This window comes from Streptomyces sp. NPDC001678, from assembly GCF_042892945.1.
Lineage (GTDB): Bacteria > Actinomycetota > Actinomycetes > Streptomycetales > Streptomycetaceae > Streptomyces.
Window position 1 is genome coordinate 420404 of record NZ_JBIAUP010000006.1, and the last position, 25430, is coordinate 445833.

22 protein-coding genes and 1 riboswitch are annotated in these 25430 nt (G+C 71.3%); of the genes, 18 read left to right on the forward strand and 4 right to left on the reverse strand.

Features of this window, described 5'->3' with window-relative positions:
* Positions 1-173: 173 nt before the first annotated feature.
* The 13 genes from ACFYZR_RS16140 to ACFYZR_RS16200 all read left to right on the forward strand — a co-directional run bounded on the left by ACFYZR_RS16140 (position 174) and on the right by ACFYZR_RS16200 (position 14457).
* A complete protein-coding gene (locus ACFYZR_RS16140; protein WP_391910519.1) occupies positions 174-2222 on the forward strand; it encodes an N-6 DNA methylase in 2049 nt (682 codons plus the stop codon).
* Between the two features lie 178 nt (positions 2223-2400).
* Complete coding sequence (locus ACFYZR_RS16145; protein ID WP_391910521.1) at positions 2401-3033, forward strand: hypothetical protein; 633 nt, start codon at positions 2401-2403, stop codon at positions 3031-3033.
* Positions 3030-4562, forward strand: coding sequence for a protein kinase (locus ACFYZR_RS16150; protein ID WP_391910523.1), 1533 nt, complete (start codon positions 3030-3032; stop codon positions 4560-4562). Before ACFYZR_RS16145 ends, ACFYZR_RS16150 begins: the two co-directional genes overlap by 4 nt.
* Positions 4563-4760: 198 nt before the next feature.
* Entirely contained in the window at positions 4761-5378 is a 618-nt protein-coding gene (locus ACFYZR_RS16155; protein ID WP_391910525.1) for a SurA N-terminal domain-containing protein, read from the forward strand.
* 120 nt (positions 5379-5498) lie between these two features.
* Positions 5499-6512: a nucleoside triphosphate pyrophosphohydrolase gene (locus tag ACFYZR_RS16160; RefSeq protein WP_391910527.1), complete on the forward strand. Its 1014-nt coding sequence runs from the start codon at positions 5499-5501 to the stop codon at positions 6510-6512.
* Positions 6513-6587: 75 nt separating this feature from the next.
* On the forward strand, positions 6588-7031 hold the full coding sequence (locus ACFYZR_RS16165; protein WP_391910529.1) for a DUF6479 family protein: 444 nt from the start codon (positions 6588-6590) through the stop codon (positions 7029-7031).
* A 59-nt stretch (positions 7032-7090) separates the two neighbouring features.
* Positions 7091-8362, forward strand: a complete 1272-nt coding sequence (locus tag ACFYZR_RS16170) for a cytochrome P450 (protein WP_391910531.1) — start codon at positions 7091-7093, stop codon at positions 8360-8362.
* A 183-nt stretch (positions 8363-8545) separates the two neighbouring features.
* Positions 8546-9559: a transglycosylase family protein gene (locus ACFYZR_RS16175; protein ID WP_391910533.1), complete on the forward strand. Its 1014-nt coding sequence runs from the start codon at positions 8546-8548 to the stop codon at positions 9557-9559.
* 259 nt (positions 9560-9818) lie between these two features.
* Positions 9819-10001: riboswitch (cyclic di-AMP (ydaO/yuaA leader) on the forward strand.
* Between the two features lie 4 nt (positions 10002-10005).
* Positions 10006-10755: a transglycosylase family protein gene (locus tag ACFYZR_RS16180; RefSeq protein WP_391910535.1), complete on the forward strand. Its 750-nt coding sequence runs from the start codon at positions 10006-10008 to the stop codon at positions 10753-10755.
* A 304-nt stretch (positions 10756-11059) separates the two neighbouring features.
* Positions 11060-12340: a phosphopyruvate hydratase gene (gene eno / locus ACFYZR_RS16185; RefSeq protein ID WP_391910537.1), complete on the forward strand. Its 1281-nt coding sequence runs from the start codon at positions 11060-11062 to the stop codon at positions 12338-12340.
* A gap of 114 nt (positions 12341-12454) precedes the next feature.
* Positions 12455-12931 (forward strand): septum formation initiator family protein, encoded by a 477-nt coding sequence (locus ACFYZR_RS16190; protein WP_391910539.1) that lies wholly within the window; start codon positions 12455-12457, stop codon positions 12929-12931.
* 51 nt (positions 12932-12982) lie between these two features.
* Positions 12983-13519: a DUF501 domain-containing protein gene (locus ACFYZR_RS16195; RefSeq protein WP_391910541.1), complete on the forward strand. Its 537-nt coding sequence runs from the start codon at positions 12983-12985 to the stop codon at positions 13517-13519.
* The gene (locus tag ACFYZR_RS16200; RefSeq protein ID WP_391910543.1) at positions 13516-14457 is read left to right on the forward strand and encodes an exopolyphosphatase; all 942 of its coding nucleotides are present in this window, start codon (positions 13516-13518) and stop codon (positions 14455-14457) included. Before ACFYZR_RS16195 ends, ACFYZR_RS16200 begins: the two co-directional genes overlap by 4 nt.
* Positions 14458-14517: 60 nt before the next feature.
* On the opposite strand, the gene ACFYZR_RS16205 is transcribed toward ACFYZR_RS16200, so the two are convergent.
* Entirely contained in the window at positions 14518-15630 is a 1113-nt protein-coding gene (locus tag ACFYZR_RS16205) for a protein-L-isoaspartate(D-aspartate) O-methyltransferase (protein WP_391910545.1), read from the reverse strand.
* A 650-nt stretch (positions 15631-16280) separates the two neighbouring features.
* On the reverse strand, positions 16281-16631 hold the full coding sequence (locus ACFYZR_RS16210; RefSeq protein WP_391910547.1) for a hypothetical protein: 351 nt from the start codon (positions 16629-16631) through the stop codon (positions 16281-16283).
* 237 nt (positions 16632-16868) lie between these two features.
* Between ACFYZR_RS16210 and ACFYZR_RS16215 the strand changes: the two genes are divergently transcribed.
* The 5 genes from ACFYZR_RS16215 to ACFYZR_RS16235 all read left to right on the forward strand — a co-directional run bounded on the left by ACFYZR_RS16215 (position 16869) and on the right by ACFYZR_RS16235 (position 22017).
* Complete coding sequence (locus ACFYZR_RS16215; RefSeq protein ID WP_391910549.1) at positions 16869-17726, forward strand: helix-turn-helix domain-containing protein; 858 nt, start codon at positions 16869-16871, stop codon at positions 17724-17726.
* On the forward strand, positions 17723-17941 hold the full coding sequence (locus ACFYZR_RS16220; protein WP_391910551.1) for a DUF397 domain-containing protein: 219 nt from the start codon (positions 17723-17725) through the stop codon (positions 17939-17941). Before ACFYZR_RS16215 ends, ACFYZR_RS16220 begins: the two co-directional genes overlap by 4 nt.
* Positions 17942-18098: 157 nt before the next feature.
* Positions 18099-18575 carry a hypothetical protein gene (locus tag ACFYZR_RS16225; protein WP_391910553.1) on the forward strand — a complete coding sequence of 159 codons (477 nt, stop codon included), beginning with the start codon at positions 18099-18101 and terminating at the stop codon, positions 18573-18575.
* A gap of 555 nt (positions 18576-19130) precedes the next feature.
* Positions 19131-20507, forward strand: coding sequence for an NAD(P)/FAD-dependent oxidoreductase (locus ACFYZR_RS16230; RefSeq protein WP_391910555.1), 1377 nt, complete (start codon positions 19131-19133; stop codon positions 20505-20507).
* 199 nt (positions 20508-20706) lie between these two features.
* Positions 20707-22017, forward strand: coding sequence for a class I SAM-dependent methyltransferase (locus ACFYZR_RS16235; RefSeq protein WP_391910557.1), 1311 nt, complete (start codon positions 20707-20709; stop codon positions 22015-22017).
* A 62-nt stretch (positions 22018-22079) separates the two neighbouring features.
* Here the strand turns inward: ACFYZR_RS16235 and ACFYZR_RS16240 are convergent, their stop codons facing one another.
* Together ACFYZR_RS16240 and ACFYZR_RS16245 are read right to left on the reverse strand one after the other, a co-directional pair.
* Positions 22080-24599, reverse strand: a complete 2520-nt coding sequence (locus ACFYZR_RS16240) for an ABC transporter permease (RefSeq protein ID WP_391910559.1) — start codon at positions 24597-24599, stop codon at positions 22080-22082.
* A gap of 34 nt (positions 24600-24633) precedes the next feature.
* Positions 24634-25407 (reverse strand): ABC transporter ATP-binding protein, encoded by a 774-nt coding sequence (locus ACFYZR_RS16245; RefSeq protein WP_391910710.1) that lies wholly within the window; start codon positions 25405-25407, stop codon positions 24634-24636.
* Positions 25408-25430 lie beyond the last annotated feature (23 nt).

Genomic DNA, 25430 nt, shown 5'->3' on the forward strand with positions numbered 1-25430 from the left:
GAACCGATGAGTCAATGACAGCATGGGCTGTTAACCGAGTCAACCAGGTTCACGTGATCGAGTGAGTTCACGCTTGTGAAGGGGTGTGTTCGGGCCTCGCGGGTATGCTCGGAAACACAGCGATCGACGCGAGTGCGTGGGAGGGGAACCGGGTGCCGGACAGCGCAGCAGAGGTGACAGCCGCCGGAATCGCCCGGTTGGCCGGGGTGGGCCGCGCGGCGGTGAGCAACTGGCGTCGGCGCCACACCGACTTCCCCCAGCCCGTCGGCGGCACCGAGACCAGCCCCACCTTCGACCTGGGCGACGTCGAGCAGTGGCTGCGCCACCAGGGCAAACTGGCCGAGGTGCCGCTGCAGGAGCGTGTCTGGCAGCAGGTCGTGAGCCACCCCCTCGGCGCCCTGGTCGCCCTGCGGCACGCGGGCGCCGCGCTCCTGCTCCTGCGCGAGCGGCCCACGACCTGGCTGGAGCTGGCGGCCCTCGGCGATCTGAAGCTCTCCGAGGAACTTCCCGCCGCCCTGGACGCCGTGCTCGGCGCCCGCCTCGGCGAGGGCCACCCCGTCCCGCTCCCCACCGCCGCCGAGCTCGCCGTCTCCGCCGCCCTCGTACGCGGCGCCGCCGACCTGGCCGCCGGGCGGAGCGCCCCCCAGGCCTTCGAGTTCCTCCTCGGCCGCCACCTCGACGCCAACCCCCGGCAGTACACCCTCACCCCCCAGGGCCCGGCCGAGCTCATGGCCGCCCTCGCCGGCGGCCTCCACGACCGCCGGCGACCCCGCACCGTCCTCGACCCCGCCTGCGGCACCGGCGGCCTGCTGCGCGCCGCCGCGCCCACCGGGCAGCCGGCCGCGCCCGCCGTCCTCGGCCAGGAGGCCGACCCGGACCTCGCCGCCGTCACCGCGCTCCGGCTCGCCCTCCACACCGACGCCCAGGTCCGGGTGCGCGCGGGCGACAGCCTCCGTGCCGACGCCTTCGGCACGGAGGCCGCCGACGCGGTGCTGTGCCACCCGCCGTTCAACGAGCGCAACTGGGGCCATGAGGAGCTGGCCTACGACCCGCGCTGGGAGTACGGCTTCCCCGCCCGCACCGAATCCGAGCTCGCCTGGGTCCAGCACGCCCTCGCCCGGCTGCGCGACGGCGGCACGGCCGTCCTCCTGATGCCCCCGGCGGCCGCCTCCCGCCGCTCCGGCCGCCGCATCCGGGCCGATCTGCTGCGCCGCGGCGCCCTGCGCGCCGTGATCGCCCTGCCCGCCGGAGCCGCCCCGCCCTACGGCATCCCCCTCCATCTGTGGGTGCTGCGCCGCCCGGCCGCCCATGCCTCGCCCGCCCCGCAGGTGCTGCTCGTCGACACCGCCGGGCTCGCCCCGGCCGGCCGGGAGAAGCTGCCCTGGCAGGCCGTGCACACCGCCGTCGTCGACGCCTGGGAGGACTTCGACCGGCACGGCGCGGTCGAGGAACGGCCGGGACAGCACCGCTCGCTGCCCGTCATCGACCTTCTCGACGACGACGTCGACCTGGCCCCCGCCCGCCACCTGCCGCCGCCCCCCGCCGCGGGCGACGCCGAAGGCCTCGCCGGGATCCATGAACGCCTCACCCTCGCCCTCCGGCGCACGGGCGAGCTCTCGCCCACGCCGCCCGCCGAGCCCGCCGGGTCCCTGCGCTGGCCCACCACCAGCGTCGGCGAACTCGCCAGGACCGGCGCCCTGGTGCTGCGCGCGGGCGGCCCCGGCGCCTCCCCGGACGGGGCCACCACCCCCGTCCTCACCGACTACGACGTCAAGGCCGGGAGCCCGCCCACCGGCACGCTCCCCGAGGGCCCGGCCGAGGAGCCCGTCCTCGTCGAGGCCGGCGATGTCGTCGTGCCCGTCGTCGGCGACGTCACCGTGGCCCGCGTCGTGGACGAGGCCACCGCCGCCGCCGCGCTCGGCCGGGGCCTGTTCCTGCTGCGGCCCGACCCGACGGCGCTGGATCCCTGGTTCCTCGCCGGCTTCCTGCGTGGCACCGCCAACCAGCGCCAGGCCAGCAGCTATGCCTCCACCGCCACCCGGCTCGACGTCCGCCGTCTCCAGGTGCCCCGGCTGCCCCTGGCCGACCAGCGCCGTTACGGAGCCCGCTTCCGGGAGCTCGCCGCCTTCGAAGAGGCGCTGCGGGAGACGGAACGCCTGGCGGCCCAGCTGGTCCAGGGGTTGTACGACGGACTGACCGACGGCTCCGTGCGCCCGGACTGAGCCGCCCGGAAGGCCGGTGACGCCACCGCGCGGCCGGCCTCCTTGTCCGGAATGGCTTGCTCCGGGCGGGAGATGTGCTCTTGAGTGATCTGTTGCACCGTCTGATCCGTACAACCCGGGCGATGTTGGACGGGGCGGCGGTTAGGCTCAAGAGGACAACCGCACCCCAGGAGCAGCAATGAACGCCCCAGGCCACGCCCTGCCGAAGCGTCGCCCACCCGGCAGGGCGAAGGCGATCGCGATCCGCGTGTTCGTCTGCGTCGTCGCCTGGGGCTCGATCGGCGTGTGCTCCTGGGCGCCGCTGCTGCGCCTGGCGATGGTGCGCCGGCAGCGACGCGACTGGGCCGCCTTCTGGGTCGTGCTCCTGCTGTGCCTGTGCTGCCTGGTCACCATCGAGGACCACTTCGCCGGCACCCTCCTGAACAAGGTCGGCGGCTACACCCTCCTGGCGTTGATCTTCCTCGTCGTGCCCTACTACCTCTGGAACGAGATCCAGCACTACCGCGACCTCGACCGGCAGCCGCCCGTGGCCCCGGCCTTCCCGCCCACGACGGCCCCGTACCCGCCCACGACGGCCCCGTTCCCGGCCACCGTCCCCGTGCCGGCCGCGGGCCCCTTCGGCGTCCCGCCGCGTCCCGCGCCGCGCCCCGATCCCTTCGCGGAATTCGCGGAAGGCGCCCGCAGGACGCCGCCCCCGGCCGGTCCGCAGCGACCGGCGTCACCCCGGATCGACGAGGTCCGGGCCGAACTCGACGAGCTCAGCGCGCTCCTCCGCGAGGAGCCCCGCGACCGTAAGGAGCACGGGCAGTGAACGGACGCCTCATCGCCGACCGCTACGAGCTGGCCACCGTCATCGGCCAGGGCGGCATGGGCCAGGTGTGGACCGCGTACGACCGGCGGCTCGACCGGCGCGTGGCCGTGAAGCTGCTGCGCCCCGACCGGATGGCCGGCACCGACAGCGCCGCCGACGAGCTGCGCCGCCGCTTCGTCCGCGAGTGCCGGGTCACCGCCCAGGTCGACCACCGCGGCCTGGTGACCGTCCACGACGCCGGCCAGGACTGCGACGACCTCTATCTCGTCATGCAGTACGTCGAGGGCGCCGACCTCGCCGACCACCTCGCCGAGCACGACCCCTACCCCTGGCCCTGGGCGGTCTCCATAGCGGCCCAGCTGTGTTCCGTGCTCTCCGCCGTGCACGCGGTCCCGATCATCCATCGCGACCTCAAGCCGCGGAACGTGATGGTCCGTCCCGACGGCTCCCTCCTCGTCCTCGACCTCGGTGTCGCCGCCGTCCTCGACACCGACACCACCCGGCTGACCCGCACCGGTTCCCCCATCGGCAGCCCCGCCTACATGGCGCCCGAGCAGGCCATGGGCGGCGCGGTCGGCCCGTACACCGACCTCTACGCCCTGGGCGTGCTGCTCCACGAACTGCTCAGCGGAGATGTGCCCTTCGCCGGGTCCACGGCGCTCGGCGTGCTCCACCGCCACCTCTACGAGCCACCCGTCCCCGTCCGCCGGATCCGCCCCGAGGTGCCCCAGGCCCTGGAGGACCTGGTGCTGCGCCTGCTCGCCAAGGACCCCCAGCACCGCCCCGCCGACGCCCAGGATGTCTACGAGGCCCTCGTCCCCCTGCTCCCCAGGCCCGGCGTCCCGGCCGGCCGCCTCGGCCCGATGAACCCGACCCGCCCCTTCCTGCTCCCGCACGCCCCCTGGCCCGACCGTCCCGCGGCCGTCCCGCCGCCCCCGGCCACCTGCCTGGTGGGCCCGCCGCCCAGCCGCCCGGACGTCGCCGCGGCCGTCGAGGAGGTCAAGCGCCTGCTCGACCAGGGCGGCATCACCCAGGCCGTGGACCTCCTCGGCTCGATCCTCCCGGCCGCCGCCGCCCAGCACGGCGAGCACTCCACCGTCGTCCGCACCCTCCGCAAGCAGTACGCGGCCACGCTGATGGACGACGGCCAGTACCGGCGAGCCCTGCCCGAACTGCGCCGCCTCGCCGAGGAGTACGCCGCCGACCCGGGCCCGTACGCGGCCCGCCAGGCGCTCCGCTGCCGTTACGACGCGGCCCAGTGCCTGGAGCAGCTCGGCGAGGCCGTCGCCGCGCTCGGCGAGTACCGCGTCCTCCTGCCGTACCTGGAGAGCCACCCCGACGAGACCGCCACCGCCTTCGACGTCCGGCGCCGCATGGGTCATCTGCTGCTGTCCCTCGGCGACCGGCAGGCGGCCCACGACACCCTCGTCGCCCTGCTCCACGACGCCGAGCTCCTGCACGGACCGCACCACCAGCTGCCCGCCGAGATCCGGCACACCCTCCAGTGGCTCGGCCAGGTGCACGCCTGACGCCACTCTCCCGGGAGTCCCCCGGGGCGTTCGCGCATCCCGGCGGACCGCGAATCGTTGGCCGAATCAGTGGCTTGGGCCACGCGGACTGCCTACCATCGATCAACGCCAGGCCGATGGACCGCACGTCGCGGGGCGCCGCCCCGCCCTACGCCCCTGCCCACGCATGCCGCACGATCTCCGTTGCCGGGAGGCTTCATGATCCGCCGCAGGACAGCGCTCTCCGTCTCCGCCGCCGGGCTGCTCGCCGTGCCCCTGCTCACCGGCTGCGGCTCCACCCCGCATCCCGGTGCCGCCGCCGTGGTGGGCAAGGACCGGATCACCGTCGCCCAGCTCCAGAGCCAGGTGGAGGACGTGCGGAAGGCGCAGCGGTCCTCGCCGCAGGGCCGGCAGCTGCTGGCGGGCAGTGCCCGGCTCGGCCAGGACACCCTGGTGCGGCTGATCCAGTACCGGGTCATCGAGGCCGCCGGCCGGGACAACGGCGTCGACGTCACCCGGCGGGAGATCCAGGAGCGCCGGGGAGAGGTGGAGAAGCTGCTCGGCGGCCCGGCGGCGGTCGACAGCCGGTTCCTCGCCGCGGGGATCGCCCCGGACCAGGTGGACCAGGAGCTGTCGGCCGGGCTCGTCCGCGCCAAGCTGGAGAAGAAGCTGGGCCAGGCCCGTGCCGTCGACACGCTGATGAAGACGTCCGAGGCCCTGCGCGTCGACGTCAATCCGCGCTACGGCACGTGGGACGCCAAGCGCGGCACGGCCCGGACCGTCCAGGAGCCCTGGCTGCGCCCCGCCGAGCAGCCCGCCCCCGAACAGCCGGCCTGAGCGCCCGTAAGGGGCGCGAGGCAGCGCCGATATGCGGCTACCGCCGCGTGGGCGCGACCAGCCACGACCGGCCCGCAGACGCATCATCGGTCTCCCGGCGGAGCCTTTAGGCTCGGCCGTGTGAATGACCGCGTGAACGCCTCCGCCGACGCCCCCGAGGGCGACTCCCTCGGCCGCATCGTCCTGCTGACCACCAGCCACCGGGTCGCCCCCGGTCTGCTGTCCTGGCCGGCGTGGCAGACGCTGCGCGCCGCCGACCGGGTGCTGTGCGCCGACGCCGGCCACCCCCAGCTGCCGTATCTGGGGGAGGCCGGCGTCGTGGTCGAGCACGCGGTGCCGGTCGCGCGGGAGCTCGTCGACTACTGCGCGGCGGGCGGGCGCACCGCCGTGGTGCTCACCTCCGCCGAGGGCGAGTCGGCCCTCACCGACGGTCTGGCCCGGCTGGCCGGCTCCGGCCGGGAGTCGATGCCCGCGCTGGAGCTGCTCCCCGGTTCGTACGACCTGCCCGGCGCCCGGCTGCTCGACCTGGTGCAGGTGATGGACCGGATCCGGCTGTCCTGCCCGTGGACCGGGATCCGCACCCACGAGGACCTGGCGAAGTACGGGCTGGAGGAGATGTACGAGCTCCTGGAGGCCATCGAGACCGGTGACCGGGAGGCGCTCCGGGAGGAGCTGGGCGACGTCCTGCTCCAGGTCGTCTTCCACGCCCGGATCGCGCAGGACGACCCGGACGAGCCGTTCTCCGTCGACGACGTCGCCGCCGGCATCGTCGACAAGCTCATCCACCGCCACCCGCACGTCTTCGGCGAGGAGTCCGCCGAGACGCCGGAGGAGGTCAAGGCGCACTGGATGCGGACGAAGGCCGACGAGAAGCGCCGGGAGTCGGTCACCGAGGGAGTGCCGCTGGGGCAGCCCGCCCTGGCCCTCGCCGCGAAGCTCGCCTCCCGGGCCCGCCACGAGCGGCTGGAGGTCGCCCTGCCGGACGGGGAAGGCGTCGGCTACGAGCTGCTGGCCCTGGCCGTACGGGCGGAGGCGGCCGGCGTCGAGCCGGAGACCGCCCTGCGGGCCGCCGCGCGCACCTACCGTGACGCGATCCGGGCCGCCGAGGAGGCCCGCGGCGGGGACCGGGAGTAGCGCGGACGGGGCGTTCGCGCACCCGTTCGGCCCAGTGGCGGTCTTGACTGCGCGGCGGGCGGGTACCCGAATCCCATGCGCACTGAGCTCCTCGTCACAGCCGCGGCCCTCGCCGCTCCCGCTCAGCTCGGCGGGATCGCCCCCTTCATCGTGGGGCTCTTCGTCGTCGCCATCCTGATCGGCGCCATCGTCGTCGGCCGGAGGGTCCGCGACCGGGAGCCCCCGCCGCCGAGCCAGCCGCAGCGCCGCCAGGGCGCCTGGCAGACCCGGCAGGAGCACGATCGGGGGCCCTCGTCTCCCGACCACGGTCCGGGGCACACCCACGACGAGGAGTCGGTGGGGTACGTCACCGAGCACCACGAGCCGGACCAGCTGCTGCCGGAGGCCGATGGGGAGCGTGTCCTCCCGCATGAGATGAAGAACCCGCCCGCCCATCCCGAGGAGCTCTCCGAGGAGCGGAAGAAATGGGACCCCGGCAGCAGCGGCGCCTTCGGCAGCGGCGGCGGTGGGCACCACTAGGGGCGGCGGTGGGCACCACCAGGGGCGCCCGCATGGCGCCGGGTAGGTAGCGTCGGGGCGTGCACGAGAATCACACGCCCCCCGCCCCACCCCTCTTCACCTGGGAGTTCGCCTCCGACCCCTACCCGGCGTACGCCTGGCTGCGCGAGCACTCGCCGGTGCACCGCACCGAGCTGCCCAGCGGCGTCGAGGCCTGGCTGGTCACCCGCTACGCCGACGCCCGGCAGGCGCTCGCCGACCAGCGGCTGTCGAAGAATCCCGTGCACCACTCCGAGAGCGCCCACGGCAAGGGGAAGGTGGGCATCCCCGGCGAGCGCAGCGCCAATCTGATGACGCACCTGCTCAACATCGACCCGCCGGACCACACCCGGCTGCGCCGGCTGGTGTCCAAGGCGTTCACCCCGCGCCGGGTCGCGGAGTTCGCGCCCCGCGTCCAGGAGCTCACCGACCAGCTGATCGACGGCTTCGTGGAGAAGGGGGAGGCCGACCTCATCCACGAGTTCGCCTTCCCCCTCCCCATCTACGCCATCTGCGACATGCTCGGCGTCCCCCGCGAGGACCAGGACGACTTCCGGGACTGGGCGGGGATGATGCTGCGCCATACAAAAGCGGGCCACGGCGGCGGGCCGCGCGGCGGAGTGGCCCGCTCCGTCAAGATGATGCGGACGTACCTCGCGGAGCTGATCCACCGGAAGCGGGAGGACCTCGGGGACGACCTCATCTCCGGTCTCATCCGGGCGAGCGACCACGGCGAGCACCTCACGGAGAACGAGGCCGCGGCGATGGCCTTCATCCTCTTGTTCGCCGGTTTTGAAACAACTGTGAACCTGATCGGTAACGGAACCTACGCGCTGCTGCGCCACCCGGAGCAGCGCGCCCGGCTCCAGCGCGCCCTCGCCGAGGGCGACGAGAGCCTCCTCGCCACGGGCGTCGAGGAACTGCTGCGCTACGACGGCCCGGTGGAGCTCGCCACCTGGCGGTTCGCCACCCAGGACCTGACCCTCGGCGGGCAGCGCATCGCCGAGGGCGATCCCGTACTGGTCGTCCTGGCCGCCGCCGACCGCGATCCCGAGCGTTTCACCGACCCCGACACCCTTGATCTGTCCCGGCGCGACAACCAGCACCTGGGCTACGGGCACGGCATCCACTACTGCCTCGGCGCGCCCCTCGCCCGCCTGGAGGGCCAGGCCGCGATCGCGACGCTGCTGCGCCGGCTGCCCGACCTATCCCTCGCCGCCGAACCCGATGACCTGCGCTGGCGCGGCGGCCTGATCATGCGTGGATTGCGTACTTTGCCCGTGGAGTTCACACCCCAAAACCCCCTCGTGTGATGCCCGGTCAATCCGTGTTTATCGGCACGTGACCTCCGCTACACCGGCTTGTGACTCCGGGGAGGCCTCGCTAGGGTCTGCGACCATTCGAACGCCGCCTACGCGAGAGGCCCGCAGATGCTCTCAGGAACCGGTAGACATCGCCGTCCCCGTCAGATACCCGCCATCGTGGTCGCGGCGGGGGTGACGGCCTCCAGCGCGGCACTTCCGCTGCTGGCGACCGGATCCGCCGTCGCCGCCGACGCGGGTACCTGGGACAAGGTCGCCCAGTGCGAGAGCGGAGGGATGTGGAGCGCCAACAACGGCAACGGCCTCCACGGCGGCCTCCAGCTCACCCAGCAGATGTGGGAGCAGTACGGCGGCATCGCGTACGCGCCGCGCCCCGACCTGGCCAGCCGGTCCCAGCAGATAGCCGTGGCCGAGCGGATCCTCAAGGCGGAGGGCGCCGACACCTGGCGGAGCTGCGCGGTGAGTTCGGGCCTGGCCGGCGAGGCGGACCGGGGCGAGGACAAGGAGCCGGAGGTGGACCCGGGCGACGGTTCGTACTCCGCCGCGCCGGAGCCGAGCCGCCCCCGTACGCCCGGGCGCGGCAACCAGCCCGCGCCCGAGCGCACGTCGCCCGCGCCGTCCGCCCCGTCCTCCGGGTCGCCCAAGCCCGCGCCCGGCTCGTCCGGTTCGCCCACGCCGGGCTCCTCCGGCACCCCGTCCGCTTCCACGAGCCCGTCCCCGGACACCTCCGCGGGCAAGCACCGCAAGGACCCGTCGGACCCGTCGGGGCGGCCGACGACGGGTACGGGCACCGGCGCGTCGGCCGATCCGACCACCATCCCGACCGCCCCGGTCGGCAGCCCCTCGAACACCTCGGCGAACACGCCCTCGGACACCCCTGGAACGGGATCCTCGCCTTCCGCTTCGCCGCTTCCCGGCGATGCCGACGCGACCCCCGGCAACGGCCGGCACCGTGCCGACCCGTCGGGCTCCGGCGATGCTCAGCGGCCCTCCCGGGGTGGCGAGGGCCGGACGGAACTGCCCGCCGCGAACGACTACACCGTGCGGCCCGGTGACAATCTGTCAGCGATCGCGGAGCAACACTCGGTCTCCGGAGGCTGGCAGACGCTGTATCAGAAGAACGAAAAAGCAGTCGGTTCTGATCCGGACCTTATCCGCCCTGGTCAGAAGCTTGATATCAAGCAGTAGCGCTCCGGTTCGAGGCGAATGTCTGTTCCGGTCGAAAGTGAGACATGGGTCTCGTTGACTGACCGTCGGATGCCTTGGATCCGATTTGCTCGAATGGCCTCTCACCTGCGGAAACGTGAGGTTTCTGGGGCCAACTCAGGCCATCGGTGGCTGAAAAGTGGGGTTTGAACCCGTCGGCCGCCTGTGATTACCGTCGTCACCGCTCGCCACCGCGAGCACCACGGCCGCACGCCGAATCCTGCCGGCGGCCGGGGGAGTCGTCGCGCAAGCGCCGTAGGCAGGAGCGGGGGAACCAAGGTAAGTCGCCGGAACGGTCCCAAGGCCAATGGCCGAAGGAGCGGAACGGCTTGGGGTGAAGCCCGGAACGCGAAAGCGCACCGGGCCGGGCGAACTCACAGCCCGAACCCGACAGCTCACCTCGTAGGCGTCGGTGAGGAAACCGACTTATGTCCAAGGGCAAGCACCGTCGTCCGTCCAAGGCCGTCCGCATCGTCACGCTCGCCGGTGTCACCGGCGCGGCTGTCGCCGCCCCTCTGATGGTCGCGACCTCTGCCAACGCCGCCTCCGTCTCCACGTGGGACAAGGTCGCCCAGTGCGAGTCCAGTGGTGACTGGCACATCAACAATGGCAACGGCTACTACGGCGGCCTGCAGTTCAGCAACGAGTCCTGGGCCGCTGCGGGCGGTAAGCAGTACGCCCCGCGCGCCGACCTGGCCAGCAAGTCCCAGCAGATCGCCACCGCCGAGCGCCTGCTCGCCATGCAGGGCCCGGGCGCCTGGCAGTGCGCTCCTGGCACCGGCCTCGCCCGTGGTGGCGCCAAGGCGAACGTCGACACGGACGACTCCGACGGCTACGTCGCGAAGAAGTCCACGAAGTCCGCGTCCGGCGCCTACGGCAAGGCCCAGTCCCACGCCGACCGCAGCAAGCGCCAGGCCGCGCCGCAGCAGAAGCACAGCAGCAAGCCGGTCCAGCAGTCGGACGACTCCGACGACGAGGCCCCGGCGCCGAAGCACACCGCCCCGCAGACTGTCCAGAAGGGCGACGGCGAGTACCAGGTGAAGGAGGGCGACACCCTCGCCACCATCGCCGTCTCCCAGAAGGTCCAGGGCGGCTGGCAGAAGCTCCACGAGCTCAACAAGAAGATCGTGCCCGACGCGGACGTGATCTTCCCGGGCCAGCAGCTGCACCTGCGCTGATCCATCCGCGCTGATCCACCTGCGCTGAGCGAGGGCCGGCCGGAGCCATCGAACGAAGGCTCCGGCCGGCCGAGCGGCCGCCCCGCTCCGATGCGACTTCCCCCCGAGCCGCATCGGAGCGGGGCTCCGCTCGTTCTGCCGGTCGATCCCGCGTCCTCGTTGAGCGAACACACCGACGATTCGTCCGGTGTTCTCGGCGTTTGTGCCAATTTTCGGCCCGGGGAGCAGACCAAGGGCGGGCGGAGCCCCCGGCGCCCGTTAGGCTCGTGGTGCAGAACTCCAGACACACACGAAGGAGACCCTCGTGCCGTCCATCGACGTCGTCGTAGCTCGCGAGATCCTCGACTCGCGAGGCAACCCCACGGTCGAGGTCGAGGTCGGCCTCGACGACGGCTCCACGGGCCGTGCCGCCGTGCCGTCCGGCGCCTCCACCGGCGCTTTCGAGGCCATCGAGCTCCGTGACGGCGACCCCAAGCGCTACCTCGGCAAGGGCGTCGAGAAGGCCGTCCTCGCCGTCATCGAGCAGATCGGCCCGGAGCTCGTCGGCTACGACGCCACCGAGCAGCGCCTGATCGACCAGGCCATGTTCGACCTGGACGCCACCGACAACAAGGGCTCCCTGGGCGCCAACGCCATCCTGGGCGTCTCCCTGGCCGTCGCGCACGCCGCCTCCGAGGCGTCCGACCTGCCGCTCTTCCGCTACCTCGGCGGCCCGAACGCGCACCTGCTGCCCGTTCCGATGATGAACATCCTGAACGGCGGCTCGCACGCCGACTCCAACGTGGACATCCAGGAGTTCATGATCGCGCCGATCGGCGCGGAGTCCTTCTCCGAGGCCCTGCGCTGGGGCACCGAGGTCTACCACACCCTCAAGAAGGTGCTGAAGGGCCGCGGCCTGTCCACCGGCCTCGGCGACGAGGGCGGCTTCGCCCCGAACCTGGGCTCCAACCGCGAGGCCCTCGACCTCATCCTCGAGGCCATCAAGGAGGCCGGCTACACCCCCGGCCAGGACATCGCGCTCGCGCTCGACGTGGCCGCCTCCGAGTTCTACAAGGACGGCGTCTACAAGTTCGAGGGCAAGGACCGCACCGCCGCCGAGATGACCGAGTACTACGCGGAGCTCGTCGCCGCGTACCCGCTCGTCTCCATCGAGGACCCGCTGTTCGAGGACGACTGGGCCGGCTGGAACACCATCACCGAGCAGCTCGGCGACAAGGTCCAGCTCGTCGGTGACGACCTGTTCGTCACCAACCCCGAGCGCCTCGCCCGCGGCATCGAGGAGAACTCCGCCAACGCCCTCCTGGTCAAGGTCAACCAGATCGGCTCGCTGACCGAGACCCTGGACGCCGTCGAGCTGGCCCAGCGCAACGGCTTCAAGTGCATGATGTCCCACCGCTCCGGCGAGACCGAGGACGTCACCATCGCCGACCTGGCCGTCGCCACCAACTGCGGCCAGATCAAGACCGGCGCCCCGGCCCGCTCCGAGCGCGTCGCCAAGTACAACCAGCTGCTGCGCATCGAGGAGATCCTCGACGACGCCGCGGTCTACGCCGGCCGCAGCGCCTTCCCGCGCTTCAAGGGCTGAGCCCAAAAGGCACAGCAAGGCTGACCTTCTCGCCAGTCTCCGTACGTCCCCGGCCGCGGTCCCGTACCGTGTCCGGGGACGTACGTTCGTAACGGACTCTCCAGGGGAGGCGACGTGGGCGCGGACCGGTTCTCCACCGCGACCAGGCTCAAGGCGCTGGGCACGGCGCTGGTCCAGGGGCCGACCGCGGCCCGGGCCCGGGTCTACCGCGCCCGCCCGCAGCGCCGCTCCCGGCTCACCGGCCGCGCGGCGCTGCTCGCGCTCGTCGTCTGCTCGCTCGTCGTCGCCCTCGCCTACCCCATGCGCCAGTGGGTCACCCAGCGCTCGGACATCGCCGACCAGCGGCACCGGACGGAGCAGGCGCGCGAGGAGGTCAAGCGGCTGCACGAGGAGAAGGCCCGGCTGGAGGACCCGGCGTACGTGGAACAGCTGGCGCGCGAGCACCTCCACTTCGTACGCCCCGGCGAGACCGGGTACACCGTGGTGGACGGCAGCGCCGACGGCGGCCGCCACAAGGATCAGGGCGCCGCAGACCGCCCCTGGTACAGCAATCTCTTCGACGACGTGGACGCCTCAGACGGTCATCGCTGACGGCGGATCCATACCTATTACGCACACGACCGATCGAGCACGAGCGAGCACATGGACACGCCTCCTCCGAAGACCGAGCCCACCGAGCCGACGGACGCGGACATCGCCGCGTTCAAGGAGCAGCTGGGCCGCCCGCCGCGCGGACTGCGCTCCATCGCGCACCGCTGCCCCTGCGGCAACCCCGACGTGGTCGAGACGGCGCCGCGCCTGGAGGACGGCACGCCGTTCCCCACCCTCTACTACCTGACCTGCCCCCGCGCCGCGGGCGCGATCGGCACCCTCGAGGGCTCCGGCCTGATGAAGGAGATGCAGGACCGGCTGGCGACCGACCCGGAGCTGGCCGCCGCCTACCGGGCCGCCCACGAGGACTACATCGCGCGCCGCGACGCCATCGAGGTCCTGCAGGGCTTCCCCAGCGCCGGCGGCATGCCGGACCGCGTGAAGTGCCTCCACGTCCTGGTGGGCCACTCGCTGGCGGCCGGCCCGGGCGTGAACCCCTTCGGCGACGAGGCCATCGCCCTCCTCCCGGAGTGGTGGAGCAAGGGCCCGTGCGTGAACCCGTGCGCCGGTGAGGAGGGCTGCGCGTGACCCGTGTCGCCGCCGTCGACTGCGGTACCAACTCCATCCGGCTGCTGGTGGCCGACGCCGACCCGGCCACGGGCGAACTGAACGAGCTCGACCGCCGGATGACGATCGTCCGCCTCGGCCAGGGAGTGGACCGCACGGGCCGCTTCGCGCCGGAGGCGCTGGAGCGCACCTTCGCCGCCTGCCGCGAGTACGCCGAGGTCATCCGCGAGCTCAAGGCCGAGCGGGTGTGCTTCGTGGCGACGTCCGCCTCCCGGGACGTCTCCAACCGCGAGGAGTTCGTGCGCGGCGTCAAGGACATCCTGGGCGTGGAGCCCGAGGTGATCAGCGGTGACCAGGAGGCCGAGTTCTCCTTCACCGGGGCCACCAAGGAGCTCGTGGGCCGCGCCGACCTGACGAAGCCGTTCCTCGTCGTGGACATCGGCGGCGGCTCGACCGAGTTCGTCGTGGGCGAGGAGCACGTCCGGGCCGCGCGCAGCGTGGACGTGGGCTGCGTACGGATGACGGAACGTCATCTCGTGACGGACGGCGTGGTGTCCGACCCGCCGGCCGCCGACCGGATCGCCGCGATACGGGCCGACGTCGAGGCCGCCCTCGACCTCGCCGAGGAGAGCGTCCCGCTCACCGAGGCCCGCACGCTCGTGGGCCTGGCCGGCTCCGTCACCACGGTCGCGGCCATCGCCCTCGACCTGGCCGAGTACGACTCCACCGCCATCCACCACGCGCGCATCCCCCTGGAGCGGGTCCGGGAGATCACCGCCCGCCTCCTCACCTCCACCCACGAGGAGCGCACCGCGATCCCGGTGCTCCACCCCGGCCGGGTCGATGTGATCGCCGCGGGTGCGCTGATCCTCCAGTGCGTGATGGAGCGCGTGGGGGCCCGGGAGGTCGTCGTCAGCGAGCACGACATCCTGGACGGCATCGCGTGGAGCGTCGCCTGAGAATCGCTGAAGCCGAACGGCCCCGGCCCGCTGTACGCGGGACGGGGCCACCTCGTTGCTTCACACCGGCCAGGAATCGCTCGGCGTGTCGAGCCACGCCTCTTGTCCGTCCGGCGTCACGGTGAGCCCGAAGCGGTCGTGCGTGGGCCTGTCCTGCTTCTGCCACCACCGGAAGGCGGCTTCCACGTCGTCCCACAGCCGGCGCGGGCCCGACTGCCAAACGCGTGTCCCTTCCCCGTCCCGGAACATCACGCAGGCCCAGGAGCGGTCGCCCAGCCCGTAGAACCACACGGGACGCGCGCCGTCCCGGGCGTCGGCCACGGCCTGAACGCAGTGCGGCACACGGAGGCCCAGGGCGAACGGCAGGGCGGTGTACCGGCCGGTGACGAACTCGGACTCGGTAACCGCTGTGGTGGAGGTGTCCGCGCTGTCGAACGTGCCCGCCGGGACGTATTCCGCGTGCGGTCGCCGGGGCGAGCGCTGGGCCCGGATCTTCATGAACTCCACAGGGCGGGTGAAGTGGCCGAGCGCGATTCCGCCGTTTGCCCGTAGGCAGGCCACGGCATCCGCGTTGCTGTAGTGCGTGCCCCACGGGGCGACGATGATCCCGCCCTTACGCAGCTGTGGCAGCCACACCCCCGGGGACTCCCGGAGCCCCACGGTGGCGAGGATGCGGTCGTACGGCCCGTGGTCCGCGTGGCCCTCGAACCCATCGCCGACGACCCCGTCCGGGTACAGCCCGGCCGCGCACAGTCGCTCGCGAGCCCGCATGGACACCGTGCGGTCGATCTCGATCGTGGTGACGCGCCCGCGTCCGCGTGAGCCCACACAGCGGTGGTACAGGGCCCCGGCGGTCTCACCCGTCCCGGTGGCCACGTCCAGCACGTTCATGCCCTCGTCCGCGTCCAGATCCTGAAACAGCCCGTAGTTCACGGACGGCGCGGACGACGAGCTTGTCGACACGCGCCCCGGCGCGGTGCCGGAGTGTTCGCCGTCGTCCCACTGGGTGACGATGGGCCGGTCGCTGTCCACGGCCGCGTACCAGCCGTCGGGGTCGGTCGTCCGGTCGACGGCGACGCTCGTACCGGTCTCCATGTCCCACGGCCAGATGAGATCGGGCAGGAAGGCGGCCCGGTCCACGGCGGCAAAGGTCGGCGCCCAGTCCGACGACATCGCTTTCGTCTCAAAGAGGACGCGCCCCAGCTCATTTCGGCTGGGGCGCTCCACCTGCGGGTTGAACGTCACTTGCGGTGGTCCCCGTCTCCCTCGGGGCTGCCGCCGTCGGGGGACGGAGGCTCGGACGGCGGCGTCCACGGCTGCCCGGGGTATCCGTCCCCCTCGCCTTCGTCCTTGCCACGCCCGCCGTCAACGGCGGTTACGAATTGGATGTTCACTTTGTACCCTTTCGCTCGTTCGGATGGGCACTTGCGCCTGTCGGGCCGCCGAGCCCTCACTGTTGTGGGGTGGCGACCGGACAGGGGTCTAAGGGGCACGGGAGCGTAGTAGGCGCGGGCCGCTGGCCAAGGATCGTAGGGGCGCTGCGGTGGCGGCGTGCGGGGGACTTCTCTATCGGGTGGTCTGTTGGGGAATGCGCGCCTGCTGGCATGCCGGGCAGACCACGAGTGCGTAGTGCCGCTGGACGGCGGTCGGTAGGTCCGGGTGCGGCATGGCGGGTGGAGAGAAGAACGGCCCCACCGCTTCGGCCCATGTGAGGCTTTTTGCCGGGGGTGAAGCGGGCGGTGACGGTGCCTCGGGGACCTTCGAAGGCGGCGACGCCGGTTGTGCGATGCGCCAGGCTTGGCGAAGAAGGCGCCGAAGTCGACTCATGGGTGCATCACCCGCAGGTGGCGACACACGGCCACGGTGAGCAGGTGGGCGGCATCGGTGCGGCCCGCCTCCAGCGCTTTTCTGCGCTCGGCCTTGAGCCTGGCGATGTACTCGCATCGCAGCGGCGTGACGATTTCGAGGGAGTCACCCGCTGCCTCCCACTCACGCCCGCCATCGAGTCGGCGTAGCTGGTAGCGCGGTCCGACCTTGTCCATGACCTTGCCGAGGCGGCCTGTCTCGGAGTCGTGCACCACCCTGCCGACCAAGTGGTGTCCGGTATGGCCAGGGTCGTCGGGCTTGCGGTTGCCGGGAGCCTGTGGGAGCGCCTGCGAAGGCCTGATCGCCATGCAAAATCCCCTCTGGGCAGCACTGACCAGCACCGAATAGTCGTCACGGTGTGATCGTGCGGCGACGTTTCGTGCGCAACAGAGTGCTCTCAACTCAGGTTCCATGCAAGTGGTCTCATCAGAAATGAGAATTTGCATGCCCGTGCGTAAATGACGAGGGTCAAATGATCAACACAGATGACATGGCCAACGAACAGGCGGCAGACTGGCCGACAGAACGCGATGATGGAGGGCAAGTTGAGCGCACCGACCGTGCGTCGCCGCAGGCTGGGGACGAAACTGCGAGCACTCCGCGATGGTCTGGGGCTGACGCTCGAAGACGTCGCCGCGAGGGCTGATGGCAGGATCACCGTCGCGAAACTGAGTCGCCTTGAGACGGCGCGCACGCCGGCGAAACCCGTTGACGTCAAGATGCTGCTCGCTCTCTACGGAGTTGACGACGAGCTCTGCGCGGCGCTGATCGCCCTGGCCAACGAAGGCTCTGCCCGTGGCTGGTGGCACTCCTACCGGGGCGTACTGTCCCCGGTGTACGAAGACTTGATCTCCTTGGAGGCTGAGGCGGCCTCGGTGCGGTCGTGGCAGATGGGCGCGATTCCGGGCCTGCTCCAGACCGCCGAGTACGCCCGCGAGATCATCAGCAGTACTGCCACGTCGGCAGCCGTCAAGGGCAAGGTCGACGCACTCGTCGAGGTGCGCCTTGCCCGTCAGTCGATTCTCACCTCACGCGAGCGCCCGCTCGACCTGCGCGTTGTCATCGGTGAGAGCGCGCTCCACACGAAGTGCCGCGAAGACGGCGTGATGCACGACCAGCTCACGCGTCTTCTCACGGTGAGCCGTCGCCCGAACATCACCATTCAGGTGTTGCCTGCCGGTGTCCCGCCGCATGTGGGGCAGATGGGTTCGTTTTCCCTGCTGGGGTTCGCCGATCACAGCGACCTCGACGTCGTGCACATCGAGAGTCTGACGTCCGGCCTTTACGTCGAGGACGGCCAAGAGGTAGCGGTGTATCAGGGTGCCTTCGAACGGCTGAGCGCTGCGGCGCTTGCGCCGGAGGTATCTGCCGAGCGCATCGCAGAGATAAGGAAGACGGCATGACGCACGTTGACGACGCCTCGATACTTCCCGCGCGGTGGTGGAAGGCGAGCGCGTCCGGGGCGGTGTCCGACTGTGTGGAGGTCGGCATCGTGGGCGAGGAAGAGGAAGTGATCGCGGTGCGGGACAGCAAGCGCCCTACAGGGCCCGCGCTCTTGTTCGGCCACCGGCAGATCCGCGGCTTCGTTGAGGCGGTTCGCGTCGGCAGACTCGGGTAGGCCCGAGGAACACCCGGAGCGTGCCGTAAGGGACGGGCCGTGTAGTGGAACGCGCCCGCGCTTTCCGCCGTTGCTACTCCTCCCCAACCCCACCAACCGTCGTCCGTGACTTCGACGAGCAGATGCACGACGTCTACATGTGAAACGAGAGGGGCAAATGAGGATCGGCATCACTGGCCATCGCGGCCTTCCCTCGGACGTAGAAGATCAGGTGCGCCGTGACCTCACGGAGGCCATTTCTTCGTACGGCCCCGAGGATCTGGTCGGGGTGAGCTGCATAGCTGACGGGCCGGACAGCTGGTTTGCCGAAGCCGTGGTTGAGCGCGGTGGGCGACTCGAGGTCGTCCTTCCGGCCGAGGAATACCGCGATGGCCTGCCCGATTGGCACCACCAGACATACGACGCTCTTCTCGGTAGGGCTTCGGACGTGCACCGAACCGGACTCGCCCAGTCGGATTCGCAAGCGCACATGGCTGGTAGCGAGCTGCTCGTCGGCCTGGCTGACCAGCTATGGGCAGTCTGGGACGGTCAGCCTGCTCGTGGGTACGGGGGTACCGCTGATGTCGTCGCTTACGCACGTCGGATGGGCGTGCCGGTTCGGATCTTCTGGCCCGACGGGGCCCAAAGGGACTGACCGGCCGACGCGGCGGCAGAAGGGTGCGGCCAACGGGCGCACTCGAGACTGCCGAGGCGGGCGGACCCTGCCTTGACGGTCCCGCGCAACCGCTCGAGCTCGAGCAGGGGCCTCGACTGCGGGCAGGCCCATGACGCGGGCGAGGCAGTCGGCGAGGGCGGCCCGGAGCGTGCCTTAACGGGCGTACCGGACGGGCCGTGGACAGGCCGCCGGGAAATGTTCGTGAAATCCTTCACATGAAAAAGCGGCTCCGGAGCGTCGGAAGAGGGCCTTCGGCCCCTCTTTCGGGCCCTCCGGGGCCTTGGCGGTGGGAAACCATCCGGTTTCGGCCGTGTTAAAGGAAGCCTTATGCGGGCCCGGGCCGGGCAGTGGTCCAGTCGCTCGCGAGGCCCCAAGGCCAGTTCAGCGGGGGTGTTCAACGCCCGCCCGGCTGTTGCGGTTCCCTTGCGGAGGTATGGCGTCCATCACGGGGGCGGCGGAGTGTAGCAGACCCCTTTCGGTGCCTTGTGAAGGGGCTCACGAGCACCCCATGGGAGAGTGCTGGATACTCGAATCATGAGCACCACGGAGCGTCCACGGATCCTCGTAGTAGGCGGTGGGTACGTCGGCCTGTACGCGGCGCGCCGCATTCTGAAGAAGATGCGGTACGGCGAGGCGACCGTCACGGTCGTCGACCCGCGCTCGTACATGACGTACCAGCCCTTCCTCCCTGAAGCAGCCGCCGGCAGCATCTCGCCGCGCCACGTCGTGGTGCCGCTGCGCCGCGTGCTGCCCAAGGCGGAGGTTCTCACCGGCCGTGTCACCACGATCGACCAGGACCGCAAGGTGGCCACGATCGCGCCGCTCGTCGGCGAGGCGTACGAGCTGCCCTTCGACTACCTGGTGATCGCGCTCGGCGCCGTCTCCCGTACCTTCCCGATCCCCGGCCTTGCCGAGAACGGCATCGGCATGAAGGGCATCGAGGAGTCCATCGGCCTGCGCAACCACGTCCTCGAGCAGCTCGACAAGGCCGACTCGACGAAGGACGAGGAGATCCGCCGCAAGGCGCTGACCTTCGTCTTCATCGGCGGTGGCTTCGCCGGCGCCGAGACGATCGGCGAGGTCGAGGACATGGCGCGCGACGCCGCCAAGTACTACCCGAACGTGAAGCGTGAGGACATGCGCTTCATCCTCGTCGACGCCGCCGACAAGATCCTCCCGGAGGTCGGCCCCAAGCTCGGCGAGTACGGCAAGAAGCACCTGGAGAGCCGCGGCGTCGAGATCTACCTCTCGACCTCCATGGACTCCTGCGTCGACGGTCACGTCGTGCTGAAGAACGGCCTCGAGGTCGACTCCAACACGATCGTGTGGACCGCGGGCGTCAAGCCCAACCCGGCGCTGGCCCGCTTCGGCCTGCCGCTGGGCCCGCGCGGCCACGTCGACACCTCCGAGACCCTCCAGGTCCAGGGCACCGACTACATCTGGGCCGCCGGCGACAACGCCCAGGTCCCGGACGTCGTCGGCCGCAAGGCCGGCAACGAGAACGCCTGGTGCCCGCCCAACGCCCAGCACGCACTGCGCCAGGCCAAGGTCCTCGGCGACAACGTCCTGTCCGGCATGCGCGGCTTCCCGCAGCAGACGTACTCGCACGCCAACAAGGGCGCGGTGGCCGGTCTCGGCCTCCACAAGGGCGTCGCGATGATCGTCATGGGCAAGACCAAGATCAAGCTCAAGGGCCGGCTGGCCTGGTACATGCACCGTGGCTACCACGGCATGGCCATGCCGACCTGGAACCGCAAGATCCGTATCTTCGCGGACTGGACCCTGGGCATGTTCCTCAAGCGCGAGGTCGTCTCCCTGCGCGCCATGGAGAACCCGCGCGAGGAGTTCTACGAGGCCGCCAAGCCGGCCCCGCAGGCCGCCGCCAAGACCGAGAAGGCCAAGGCCTCCTGACCCCCGGTCACAACTGAACAACTGCCGAAGGGCGTCCACCAATCCGTGGGGTGGACGTCCTTCGGCGTATCCACGCGCCCTTCGGCGTACCCGGACGAGGACGGATCCCCCGGGCGGGGAAGGACTAGAGCACGACCTGCCGGTGTTTCAGGTGTCAGGCGAAACGATCTGCTGACCCTTCATCATGGAGGTGTGCGACATGGCCGAGGCCGCTCGACGGCTCACCGCGCTCGCGGAGCGCGCCCTGGGCGCCCCGCTCCCGGTCCGGGTACGGGCCTGGGACCGCAGCGAGTCCGGCCCGCCCGGCACGCCCGTACTGATCGTCCGGCGCCGGCGCGCCCTGCGCCGGCTGCTGTGGAAGCCCGGTGAGCTCGGTCTGGCCCGCGCCTGGGTCGCCGGGGACCTCGACGTCGAGGGCGATCTCTACGAGGCCCTCGGTCTGCTCGCCGGGTTCTTCTGGGAGCGCGACGAGGACGCGGACCGGCCCACCGGCCCCAAGGCCGTCCTCAGGGCCCTGCGCGACCCGGAGGTCCGCTCCGTCGGCCGTGAGCTGCTGAGGCTCGCAGGGCCCCTCCCGCCCCCCGCGCCGCCCGCCGAGGAGGCCCGCCGGGGCAGCGGCCCCCTTCACTCCCTGCACCGCGACAGGCAGGCGATCAGCCACCACTACGACGTCGGCAACGCCTTCTACGAGCACGTCCTCGGCCCGTCCATGGTCTACTCCTGTGCCTATTGGGAGGGTCCTGAGTCGACCCTTGAGGAGGCCCAGCGGGCCAAGCTCGACCTTGTTTGCCGCAAGCTGGGGCTCAAACCCGGAATGCGGCTGCTCGACGTCGGCTGCGGCTGGGGCTCGATGGCCCTCCACGCCGCCCGCGAGTACGGCGTGGACGTCGTCGCCGTCACCCTCTCCGAGGAGCAGGCCGCCTACGCCCGTAAACGCGCCGCCGGGGCCGGACTGGCGGACCGTATAGAGGTACGCACCCAGGACTACCGCGAGGTCGCCGACGGGCCCTTCGACGCCGTCTCCTCCATCGGCATGGCCGAGCACGTCGGCTCCGCGCGCTACGCCGAGTACGCCGCCGACCTGTACGCCCTGCTGCGGCCCGGCGGCCGGCTGCTCAACCACCAGATCGCCCGCCGCCCGCTGCGGGACGAGGGCGACTACCGCGTCGACGAGTTCATCGACCGCTACGTCTTCCCCGACGGCGAGCTCGCCCCCGTCGGGCGGACCGTGGCCCAGCTGGAGGAAGCGGGCTTCGAGGTCCGGGACGTCGAGGCGCTGCGCGAGCACTACGCGCTCACGCTGCGGCGCTGGGTGGCCAACCTGGAGGCGCACTGGGACGAGGCCGTGCGGCTGACCTCCCCGGGCCGCGCCCGCGTCTGGCGGCTCTACATGGCCGCCTCCGCGCTGGCCTTCGAGCGCAACCGCATCGGCGTCAACCAGGTGCTGGCGATCCGTACGCCCGGGTCCGGCGAGTCCGGGCTGCCGCTGCGCACCCGCGACTGGAACTGAAAAGGCCGGGGCCCGCGGCTGCTGCCGCGGGCCCCGGCCCGTTCGCGCTCGGGGGGCGGAGGCTACTCGGCCTTGATGGCCGACAGCATGTTGAGCTTGGCCGCCCGGCGGGCGGGCCACAGCGCGGCCAGCACGCCGACCACCGCGGCCAGCAGCAGGAAGAGGCCCATCCGGTCCCAGGGCAGGACCAGCTCGTAGGTGCTCACGGCCTTCTTGATGAGGTCGCCCGCGGCCCAGCCGAAGAAGACGCCCAGGCCGATGCCCATCACACCGCCGAAGAGCGAGATGATCAGCGACTCCAGGCGCACCATCCGCTTGATGCCCTTGCGGTCCAGGCCGATGGCGCGGAGCATGCCGATCTCCTGCTGACGCTCGAAGACGGACATCGCCAGGGTGTTGATGACGCCGAGGACGGCGACGACCACGGCCATGGCCAGCAGGCCGTAGAGCATGTTCAGCAGCAGGCCGATGGCCTTGGAGATGCCGTCGGAGATGTCCTGCTTGGTCTGGATCTGGATGGCGGGGTTGTCGCCGAGGGTCTTGGCGAGGGAGTCCTTGACCTTCTCGTCGGCGCCGCCCTTGACCTTGACCATCACCTGACGGTCGTCGACCTGCTTCTGGTGGGGGGCCAGGGTCGGGGCGTCGATCCAGACGCCGCGCATCAGGTCGTTGCCCTTGTAGACGCCGCCGACCGTCAGCTTGCCCTTCTTGCCGTCCTCGAAGGTGACGTCGAAGGAGGAGCCGAGCTTCCAGTGCTTGGTACGGGCCGTGGCGTCGTCCACGAGGACCTTGTCACCGGAGAGGCCGGCGAACGAGCCCGACGTGAAGTCCAGGTTCGTCAGCTTGCCCATGTCCTTGCCGTTGACGCCCGTGAGGCTCTGGTACTCGCCGTTGATCCGGGCCGGGGAGGAGCGCAGCGGGCTGGAGGCGACGACGTCCGGGTGGCCGGCGAGCTTCTTCTCCACATCGGTGGACAGCGGGGTCATGCTGGCCATGGAGACGACGTAGTCGGCCTTGAGGGAGCCCGTGGCCATCTTGTCGATGGCCTGCTGCATGCTGCCGGCGATCACGGTCAGACCGGTGATCAGGGTGAGGCCGATCATCAGCGCGGAGGCGGTGGCGGCGGTGCGGCGCGGGTTGCGGACCGCGTTCTGCCGGGCGAGCTTGCCGGTCATCCCGAAGGGGCGCAGCAGCGGCCCCGCGGCGGCGATCAGCGGGCGGGACAGCAGCGGCGTCAGCACGAACACGCCGATGAGGACCAGGCCCGCGCCCAGGCCCATCATGGACGAGCTGGTGGCGGTCAGGACGAGCGCGGCACCGATGGCGGTGATGACGCCGCCGATGGAGTTGCGGACGACCAGGGACTTGGTGGTGGCCACGGCGTGGACGCTGTTCATCGCGGCGACCGGGGGGATCTTCGCGGCGCGGCGTCCGGGCAGCCAGGCGGCGAGCATGGTGACGACGATGCCGACGACCATCGAGACCAGGATGGTGCTGGGGGAGATGACCAGCGGGCCGTCCGGGATGGTGGCGCCCGTGCCGCCGATCAGCGAGCGCAGGCCGGCGCCGATGCCGATGCCCGCGACCAGGCCGGTCACACCGGCGACGGTGCCCACGACGAACGCCTCGATGAGCACCGAGCGGGTGACCTGGCGGCGGCTCGCGCCGACGGCGCGCAGCAGGGCCAGTTCCTTGGTGCGCTGGGCGACCAGCATGGTGAAGGTGTTGGCGATGATGAAGATGCCGACGAACAGGGCGATGCCCGCGAAGATCAGCAGGGTGGTCCGCATCCCGTCCATGGACTGGGAGATCACCTTGCTCTGCTCGTCCGCGAGCTGCTGGCCGGTGGTGGCCTCGGTGTCCTTGGGGAGGATCTTCTCGATCGAGGACTTCAGGGCGGCCTGGGAGGTGCCCGCGGCGGCCTTGACGTCGATCTCGTCGAAGCCGCCGGGCTTGCCGTAGAGCTTCTGGGCGGTGGCGGTGTCGAACAGGGCGAGGCTGCCGCCGGCGGAGACGTTGCCGTCGTCGGTGGTGAAGATGCCGCTGATCTTCTGCTGGAGGACGGGGCCGTCGACGGAGATCCGGACGGTGTCGCCGACCTTGTAGCCGGCCCGGTCGGCGGTCTTCGCGTCGAGGGCGATCTCGCCGGCGCCCTGGGGGGCGCGGCCGGTCTTCATCGGGTAGCGGGCGTCCTTGCCGCCGGAGCCCGCGTAGTAGTTGGCGCCGGACGAGGAGAAGCCCTTGCCTATCAGCTTGCCCTGCTTGTCGGCGATCGCCGCGAAGCCGCTGACGGAGCCGGTGGCGGAGGCGGCGCCGGGAACCTTCGCCGCTCGGTCGAGGAGGTCCTGCGTCAGCCGGGGAGCGGCGCCGGGGACGTCCTGGTCGCGGCTCTCCTTGTGGGGCTGGACGGCGACGTCGACGTTCGTGAAGCCCTTTTGGGAGCTCTTCTGGTAGGCGTCGGAGATGGTCGAGGTGAAGACCAGGGTGCCGGAGACGAAGGCCACGCCGAGCATGACGGCGAGGACGGTCATCAGCAGCCGGGCCTTGTGCGCGAGCACATTGCGCAGCGCGGTGCGGAACATGGGGTTCAGTCCTGAAGTTCGAGTCCGGCGGGGATCAGCTCGTGCGGCCCTTGGCGTCGAACCGCTTCATGCGGTCGAGCACGGCGTCGGCGGTGGGCTCGCGCATCTCGTCGACGATCCGGCCGTCGGCCAGGAAGATCACGCGGTCCGCGTAGGAGGCGGCGACCGGGTCGTGGGTGACCATGACGACGGTCTGGCCGAGCTCGCGCACGGAGTTGCGCAGGAAGCCGAGGACCTCGGCGCCGGAGCGGGAGTCGAGGTTTCCGGTGGGCTCGTCGGCGAACATGATCTCCGGCCGGCCCGCCAGGGCGCGGGCCACGGCGACACGCTGCTGCTGGCCTCCGGAGAGCTGGTTCGGGCGGTGCTTGAGGCGCCCGGAGAGGCCGACGGTGTCGACGACCATGTTCAGCCACTGCTGGTCGGGCTTGCGGCCGGCGATGTCCATGGGGAGCGTGATGTTCTCCAGGGCGGTGAGCGTCGGCAGCAGGTTGAAGGCCTGGAAGATGAAGCCGATCTTGTCGCGGCGGAGCCGGGTGAGCTTCTTGTCGTTCAGCGCGGTGAGCTCGACGTCGCCGATGCGGGCCGAGCCGCCGGAGACGGAGTCGAGACCGGCCATGCAGTGCATGAGCGTGGACTTGCCGGAGCCGGAGGGGCCCATGATGGCGGTGAACTCGGCCTGCCGGAAGTCCACGGAGACGGCGTCCAGCGCGACCACCTGGGTCTCGCCCTGGCCGTAGACCTTGGTCAGGTCCGTGGCGCGGGCGGCCACAGCGGTGCTGCGGACGGCGGTCGGGGCGCCGAAGGGCATGGTGGTCACGGTGGGGCCTCTCC